The organism is Rhodococcus erythropolis R138 (genome assembly GCF_000696675.2).
Classification (GTDB): domain Bacteria; phylum Actinomycetota; class Actinomycetes; order Mycobacteriales; family Mycobacteriaceae; genus Rhodococcus_F; species Rhodococcus_F erythropolis.
The window spans coordinates 4,201,633-4,209,710 of the sequence record NZ_CP007255.1 but is presented as its reverse complement, the minus strand read 5'-3'; the positions used below and the strand labels follow the sequence as shown (position 1 = coordinate 4,209,710).

At 62.6% G+C, this 8,078-nt stretch carries 7 protein-coding genes; 4 read left to right on the top strand and 3 right to left on the bottom strand.

Annotation, left to right across the window (positions count from 1 at the left end; genetic code table 11):
• The first annotated feature begins 38 nt into the window (after positions 1-38).
• From H351_RS19270 to H351_RS19260, 3 genes are read left to right on the top strand one after another with little or no spacing between them, the layout of a single operon-like run.
• Positions 39-1,052, top strand: a complete 1,014-nt coding sequence (locus H351_RS19270; protein ID WP_029255217.1) for a Fe2+-enterobactin ABC transporter substrate-binding protein — start codon at positions 39-41, stop codon at positions 1,050-1,052.
• Complete coding sequence (gene entS, locus H351_RS19265) at positions 1,049-2,350, top strand: enterobactin transporter EntS (protein ID WP_007735127.1); 1,302 nt, start codon at positions 1,049-1,051, stop codon at positions 2,348-2,350. The genes H351_RS19270 and entS overlap by 4 nt, the downstream gene beginning before the upstream one ends.
• A complete protein-coding gene (locus H351_RS19260; RefSeq protein WP_029255218.1) occupies positions 2,347-3,192 on the top strand; it encodes a siderophore-interacting protein in 846 nt (281 codons plus the stop codon). The genes entS and H351_RS19260 overlap by 4 nt, the downstream gene beginning before the upstream one ends.
• On the opposite strand, the gene H351_RS19255 is transcribed toward H351_RS19260, so the two are convergent.
• Entirely contained in the window at positions 3,141-4,589 is a 1,449-nt protein-coding gene (locus H351_RS19255) for an MFS transporter (protein WP_029255219.1), read from the bottom strand. The genes H351_RS19260 and H351_RS19255 overlap by 52 nt on opposite strands.
• A 522-nt stretch (positions 4,590-5,111) precedes the next feature.
• Here H351_RS19255 and H351_RS19250 point away from each other — a divergent pair.
• Positions 5,112-5,501: a hypothetical protein gene (locus tag H351_RS19250; RefSeq protein WP_029255220.1), complete on the top strand. Its 390-nt coding sequence runs from the start codon at positions 5,112-5,114 to the stop codon at positions 5,499-5,501.
• A gap of 135 nt (positions 5,502-5,636) precedes the next feature.
• Here H351_RS19250 and H351_RS19245 read toward each other — a convergent pair whose 3' ends face one another.
• Both H351_RS19245 and H351_RS19240 read right to left on the bottom strand, forming a co-directional pair.
• The gene (locus tag H351_RS19245; protein ID WP_029255221.1) at positions 5,637-7,259 is read right to left on the bottom strand and encodes a hypothetical protein; all 1,623 of its coding nucleotides are present in this window, start codon (positions 7,257-7,259) and stop codon (positions 5,637-5,639) included.
• Positions 7,256-8,047 carry an ABC transporter ATP-binding protein gene (locus H351_RS19240; protein ID WP_019748159.1) on the bottom strand — a complete coding sequence of 264 codons (792 nt, stop codon included), beginning with the start codon at positions 8,045-8,047 and terminating at the stop codon, positions 7,256-7,258. Before H351_RS19240 ends, H351_RS19245 begins: the two co-directional genes overlap by 4 nt.
• Between the last annotated feature and the right edge of the window lie 31 nt (positions 8,048-8,078).

Below are 8,078 nucleotides of genomic sequence, written 5' to 3'. Positions count from 1 at the left end.
TGAAAACCACACAGTTGAAACACAATGGGAGCTCAATGATGAAGTCCACACCGCCCCTCGCGATACGGAGTTGGCGACGATTCGTCGCCATCGCAGGGTTGCTGATCGTCGCACTCGTGGCGATGATCGGTTGCAGTAGCGATTCGAACGACGAACCGACCAAGGCTGCAGAGCCCACGACGCGCGTGATCGAAACCGAAAAGGGCTCGGTCACCGTGCCCGCGTCGGCGGAGCGCATCGTGGTTCTGAGCGGGGGTCTCGCCGGATACCTGTACGCCCTGGACGCACCGGTGGTTGCCACCGATACCCGCGTCCTCGGTGTCACGAACCTCGACGGTGGATTCCCGCCGGCATGGTCGGATGCCGCAAAGGCGCAGGGCACCAAGGAATTGCCGGCCGGCGAGCAGCTCAACATCGAAGCCGTCGCGGCGGCTGAACCCGACCTGATCATCGGCGGTGGACAGGGCATCACCTCGGTTCAGGCCGAGGAACTCTACGACCAGCTGACTGCTATCGCACCCACCGTGTTGGTCCCCAAGACGGTTGCCAACTGGGACAAGCAGCTCGAGATCGTCGCCGATGCCGCAGGTCGTTCGGACAAGGTTCCGGCACTGATCAGCGCGTACGACGACAAGGTCAAAGAGGTCAAGGGCAAGATCAAGGTTCCCGAGGGCAACGTCGTCTACATTCTCTCGCTCGCCAACAACAAGCCGTACCTCGTGCCGCCGACGGCAGCGCTCCCCGCAATGCTCGCCGAGCTCGGTTTCAAGGCCGACGACGTCATGGCCAAGGCCGGCAACCCGCAGCTCTTCGGCTCGGGTGACTCGTTCGAGGTCAGCCCGGAACTGCTCTCGCAGGTCGCCGATGCTCCTGTCACCTTTGTGATTCCGGTGTCCGGTCGCCCGATGGCCGAACTTGCCACCGATCCGCTCTACTCGCAGCTGCCGTCCTTCAAGGCAGGCACGACGTTCGAGCTCCCCGCCACCAGCTACCGTCCTGACTATGACGGCGCAATGGCTACGCTCGACCTGATCGGCCAGACCTTCGCATGACTCGATTCGGTGGGCTGGTGATCGATGTTTCACCGTTGCGGACCAGCCGTCCATTCAGGTACGCGTTTTCCGCGCGATTGATCTCGCTGCTCGGGATCGGACTGCTCGTCGTAGCCGTTCCCGCGCAGACGTACCAGCTCACCGGCTCGACCTTGCAGGTTGCCGGAGTGTCCACGGCGATGGCCATCGCCATGTTCTTCGGCAGCCTGTTCGGCGGCGTGCTCGCTGACCGTTACGACCGGCGACGCACCATCCAGTTGGCCCGCAGTGCTGCGGGTCTCGGCTTTGTCATTCTCGGGTGCAATGCGCTCTTGCCACACCCGTCGATGTGGGTCATCTACGTCGCGGCAGCTGTCGACGGCTTGGCGGGCGGTGTCAGCAGCTCGGCCTTGATGGCTTTGATGCCGACGTTGTTGCCGCGCAACAAGATGGCTGCGGCCGGCGCTTTGGTAGCGCTGACCACCGACATCGGGACGATGATCTCGCCGGCAATCGCCGGCGTGATCATCGCCTCCGGCGGCATCCCCGCGACATACTTTGTTGCTGCGGTGGCCACCGCAGCAACTGTCACGTTGTTCCAAGCCATCGGCCCTTCCCCCGCACCGGGCACGAATCACGAAAGCCCGATGCGCGCGCTTGTGACCGGCGTGAAATTCGCCGGCACGCACACAGTCATTCGCGGCATCCTGATCAGCGGACTGTTGGTCATGTTCGTCAGCGGGCCGATGGTGTTGCTGCCTGCCTTCGTCGACCAGGTTCTCGGCGGCGGACCCACCATGCTCGGTCTGCTCTACGGCGCCCCCGCTGTCGGCGCTGTGGTCGGTTCCCTCACCAGCGGGTGGACGGGACGAGTCCACCGCAACGGCGCCGCGATGTTGATCTCTGTTGCGCTGATGCCTCTCGGCCTGGTGGTACTGGGTGCGTCGGGAGCAGCGATTGTCGCGTTCCTGGGCCTGGCCGGATTCGGCCTCGGCCGCGCACTCAACGACATTCTGAGATTTGCAGTCCTTCAACAGAACACGCCGGACGAATTGCGCGGACGCGTGTCCAGTCTGTGGATGGTGCAAGCCGTCACGGGTACGGCGATCGGTTCGATGGCAGCCGGGTTCCTCGGGCAGTGGCTCGAGCCTGGCGCCGCGCTACTGGTCTTGGGGCTCGCCGGTGTGACACTGGGCCTGGTGCTCCTGGCAGCATTGGGTTCGGTGCGCCGGGTAACTTCGGAGATCAACGAAGTCGATCTCTCCGAAAACACTGTGCCGGTGGGGAATGCTCCGCCGGAAAAGGAAGGTAGTTCATGAACCGAGGAGACCACCTCGCGACCATCGCCGAAGTTCTGGCGGGAACCACCGGCGCAAAAGTGCCGTACCCCATCGGCATTCGCGAACTCGAAGTTGTTCGCAGCGAAATGGTCGGGACCGGACTGTTGCGTCTGACCTTGGGTGGACCGGAGTTGGCGGGCTTCGAATCGCACGCTCCCGACGAGCATGTCCGCCTGGTTTACCCGGATGCAGACGGAACTTTGCGTCTACCCGAACGCGACGGATTCAGCCTGAAGTGGCCTCGTCCATTGCCGATCTCGCGTGAGTACACCGTCCGTCGATACGACGCCGAGGCGGGGGAGCTGGACCTCGACTTCGCGCTCCACGAAGGTGGGTACGCCTCTGATTGGGCTCAGGCGGCCACCGTCGGCACTCGGGTGCACGTGGCAGGTCCGCCCGGCGGCGTCGTAGTTCCATGGACTTACGACCGCTATCTGCTGGCCGGTGACATCACCGCCCTTCCTGCCATTGCTCGTTGGCTCGAGATGATGCCCGCTGCTGCCGCCGGGTGGGTGTTCGTCGAGATCACCGACCCTTTACAGGAAATCGAACTCACTGTTCCGGAAGGAGTCGAGGTGCGATGGTTGCACCGCGGTGACGTCCCAGCCGGTCACTCGGATCTGCTCGAGCAGGCAGTCCGGACGGTCACCGTGCCCGAAGGTGAGCGCCTGTACGCCTGGATCTCCGGTGAGGCCACCAGTCTCAAGCCGATTCGCAGATTCGTACGCGACGAACTCGGCCTGAGTTCGGGCGACCACCTGATCACGGGCTACTGGAAGCGCGGAGTCGCAGACTTCGACGAGGACGACGACGACCACTGAACATCGGTTGACGCCGGTTTCGGCATCGTCACCGCGACAACGAGTCCGACAATCGCAACGATTGCCGCTACTCCGAAAGCCGTGGCGAATGCCGAGTGCTGGGGAAGGCCGCCGGATGAAGTCGCGCTCGCGATGATCCCGGCGGCAATTTGGGTTCCCACAGCAGAACCCAGCGATCTGGCGATCGTGACTATTGCCGTCGTGACACCTACGCGGTCTGCCGGTGCGCTGTCGGCGGAGATGACGAACACTGCCGTCGACGCGGCGGCAACGCCGGTACCCGCAAGGATCAGCACCGCAACGATCTGCCACATCGTGGTTGCAAAGACCCCGACGGCGCCGCTGAGGCCGAGAAAGGCAACTCCCGCTACCGCAATGGCTTTCGTGCCGACCCGTTGTGCGAGCTTTCCGGAGATCACCGACGCGATGACCGCTGCGCCGTAGCCGACGCACAGCAGGAAGCCGATGGCGCTGGTCGACGCACCGCGGCCGAATCCACTCTCCTCCGGCACGGCGAGTTGTTGCGGAAGTAGATAGACAACAGCGCCGTAAGTGAACCCGAAAACCACGCCGACGACCACGGCGCTCCACATCGAACGATGCCGCATCATCGTCAGGTCGACCATCGGCTCGGTTGTCCGGCTCTGATACCTGGCCCAGATCGTGAACACGGCAGCGGAAGCGAGAAGCAGCAGCATCGACGTCGGTGCGCCCCACCCGTTGCTCGATGCGCTCGCCAGCCACGCCGTCAGCGTCAACAACCCCAGCGCCAATCCGCCCGCTCCCGGCCAATCGAGGCGGCCGCCGACGTTCGACATGTGATCTCGTGGTGCGCTCACGGCAAAAGCAATTGCCCCGAGCAAAACGAACGCGGTCGGAACTGCATACATCGCGCTGCGTGAGACGTTTTCCGCGACGGGCCCGGCCAATACGACTCCCAGAGCGCCGCCGGCCACGACGACAGCCCCGAGCAAACCCGTGGCCGTCTTGAGTCGGTCCGAGGACAAAGTGCGTCGTAGGACCACGAAGCTCACGGGAAGCAACCCGAGCCCGAATCCCTGGAGAAACTGGCCGAGGACGAACAGCGGGAAGATCGTTGCAAGAGCGGACACGCTGCCGCCCAGGACGACGATTGTCGTGATCGCGAGCAAGGTGGGGCGGGCGCCGTACACGTCGGCTATTCGCCCGGCCATCGGTGTGACGAGAACAGTGCTCAACGTCAGAGCGACGGATGCGAGCGCTCCGACGTCGGCCGTCACTCCGAAGTCTCTCTGTATCAGGGGGAGTGCGGGGACGATGATGCTTTCGAGCGCGGCGACGGCAGCGATCAGCAGGGTCAGGCTTGCGATAGTTGCTACCGGTCGCGGCTGATTTCCGGAGATGCTCTCTGTGGTCATCGTGCTCTCTTTCGATCGGGGAGTGAGGGGCTTCTGGACACGACGAAGCGCCGCCCCAGCAAGAGTCCGGAAGGGTTGTGGCACTGGGTATATAGGTCAGTGCGGTAGAGCGTCTTGTTATTTCGTTACGCGTACCGTTATTGTGGAGAAATGTAATCGGATTCAGCGCACAAAGCAAGAGCCGGATGGGGCGGAATTGGCGCGAAGTATCGCGAGACCACAACCGGCAGACTTTCGCTGTTGTGGTCGGTCAGGGTCAGGTGATGTGACGATGAGGCGTATTTCTCGTCGAACATGACGCTGGTCACCAAAAGGGCTCTGCCAGCAGGGAGTTCATCTGCCGGACACATCCAAGGTCCCCGTTTGAATGCCGGGTTTGTTAGCTTTCTGCCTGTGACGCGACGTCACGGAAAGTTCACGAATCACGGAGGATCATCATGGGTTCTATTTCAACGATCATCGGCATCTTCGAGCTCTACAAGCTGCTCGAGCCGCTGCTGAGTTCGCTGAGCTGATTCAGGTGTGATTTCGCTGTCGAGCCGGGGCGCCGAGGGACTCGGCTCGGCAGCGGATCTCGAGGATCCGGCGCGATCAGGACCCGTGGAACGGATGTCGGCACCGGCAGAATTCCATCGCTCCGGTGTAGTGGTCCATCACCAGGATTTCTGCACACCGAGCGGGCTGCGGTGCGAACCTGAGGCAGCGCTCGATCCAGCCGCGCTCGAGCGAAGGGGCCGGGTGCGCGCAGTTCCCGCATCGGCCGGGACGTTCGGCGACACGTACGGAACCGTGGTGCTCCGGGGGCATGCCAAACATCTTGGTGGTGCGATGATTCCAGGGCAATGGTTCGGCTCGAGCGGAAGCTATGTCACGAAAGCGCCGGCGGCGATATGCGAGGACCGAACGCGTTGAGGCGGCGCTACCTGGCTACCTGGCTACCTGGCTACCTGGATACCTGATAATCCGATTGCCCAGACTGAGTTTTTTTGGTGCAAGCTGCGGCTACTGCGCTGACGCCCAGAAATTCTCGGACTAACTGGGCAACGATCATGTGGTGGTAACCGCGAACAGAATCCGATCCGGCTCGCGTTGCATACGGGTGATCGCGACGCGGCCCCCGATCCAAGCACCAAGTGCACCAATCGCAACAGCGACAGGGATGGCGAAATAGTTCACCGGGTTCGGTAGCAGCGCCCCGAGTAGAACGCCGGGCGCCGTTGTCGCGGCGAAGATGACGATGGCGAGGATGATCAGTCCGAAGGACGAGCCGTTGAAGGACCCGCGGGTGTTGAAGGAGAACGTCTTCTTCATCTCCGGAACCGGGTAGGGCGCTTTGGCGGATATCGCCACTACCAATCCTGCACCGACTCCCATCATCGAAATGCCGACGGCGATCGGCACGGCCAGTCGGTCGGTCCCGAGGTCCCCGAAGATCCGTACAGCAGCTGTTGCGACGACCACGAAGGGTGTCATCACGATTGCCCACGCGATTTGTCGGCCCCGGACGTCAGCGGCAGCGGCTTCGGGGATCATCACCAGATGCCAGATCGATGCGCCGTCGAATCCGTACAGATTCGATCCGGCTGCCATTGCCAGGTAGATCAGGAACCAGGCACCCCATGCGGCGGAGAAGGGGATCGATGACGAGATCAGCGGTCCGAAGCCGGAGACCAAGGTCATGATGGCAACGGAGAGCAGTTGTGTTCGTCGGCGCATGTCTCCGTGCCAGAGCGAAATCTCGCGAGAGATGACGGTGCCCAGTCGGGATGCGCGCCAACCGGTTCGAATGTCGCGGCCCTGGTTCTTCAATTGCACGGAAGTGGCGCCCGCTGATTCTGCGACCTTCCCGTTGAAGTAGCGAACGACCAGGCGTTGCCATGACCACAGCAGTGCGAGATCGGCCAGCACCAGGGCGAGGACTGCTCCGGCGGCGAGGAGCCAGGCGCCTCCTGCAGCTGCGTCGACACTGGTGATTCCCCACGCGAACGGTATCGAATGCGCGACCGTGAGCGGCCACGTGACGTCGCCGTCCACGACCGTGCCGAGGCGACTCTGCAGCGGAAATTGCAGCAGATACAGTCCGCCGAAGAACGTGCCGAATACCAACAGTCCCAGTTCGCGGCTGCGACGACTCCGCAGGAGCTGCGACATCGCCAGCATCGCGACCCGTGAGGTGCCGACAATGAGCAGGACCGTTGCGGGCCAAGCGATAATGGCCAATGGCAGTGCGGCAGGGTGGTGTGTAGCGGCATAAATTGGAATCGCTGCTGCAGCCAACGCGGTAATCGGCACGGTCATACCGACCAGCGACGTCGAGAACAGTGCTCTGGCGAGTCGGACGGGTTCCAGGGGGAGTAGTTGGAACTGTCTGGGGTGAAGATTGTCATCTGACAGACCAGACATGATCGGCATCAAGATCCACATCACGCCGATAGCCGACAGTGCGAGACTGGTTGTGCCGCTGACGAGTTCGGAAGAGCTCGCGCTCGTCCCCGAGGCTTGCAGGCACAGCAGAGCTGCCCCCAGAACGCCGAAGAGTGCTGCCACGACTTTGATGACGGCTCTGCCGCCGGTGAATTGACGTTTGTAGAGGGTCACGCGCATGCGGAGAACAGTGCGCCACAGTGAGGTTGGGGCGCTGCGCGTCGTCGGCAAGCTCGTAATGCTCATGCGCGCATCCATGACAGTCCGTCGGGATTGGGACTGCGGCTGCCGACAAGGCGAACGAATGCCTCGTCGAGTGTGTTGCCTGCGCGCACCTCGTCGACCGTTCCTGAAGCCACGACGCGACCGTCTGCGATGACTCCGATGTGAGTACACAGTTGTTCGACAAGGGCCATCACGTGACTGGAAAGAATGACCGAGCCACCTGAGTGGACGAACGAGAGCAGAATGCTCCGAATTCCGGCCGAAGAAATGGGGTCGACAGCTTCGAACGGCTCATCCAGTACCAGTAAGCGAGGGCCGTGCAACAAGGCCGAGGCCAACCCGATTTTCTTCGTCATGCCCGCTGAATAATCGGCGATGACCGTTCCACCTGCATCGGCGAGATCGAGCGCGGCCAACAGTTCGTCGCGTCGTGACGCGATGACGTCCTCTGGCATGCCGCGCAGGCGTCCGAAATAGGTGAGTAGTTCATGGCCGGTGAACTGGGCGGGTAGCGCCAGACCGTCGGGTAGAACGCCGAGCAGACTCTTCGCTGCGACAGGGTCGTTCCACACGTCGTAGCCGTACACCAGGCTGCGACCGTAGTGCGGGCGAAGCAATCCGACAGCCATCGACAGTGTGGTCGTTTTTCCCGCACCGTTAGGGCCCACCAGGCCGAACAACGAACCTGAGGGCACCGCGAGGGAAAGGTCGTTCACAGCAACTTTCGCGCCGAACGCCATGCAGAGGTGTTCCACCTGTAAGGCCATCGGTCCGGGAGGCAACTGGCCTGTCTCGGGGAGAGGGTGCATCGATCGAGGGTAACTGTCCGGAGCCCTGTGC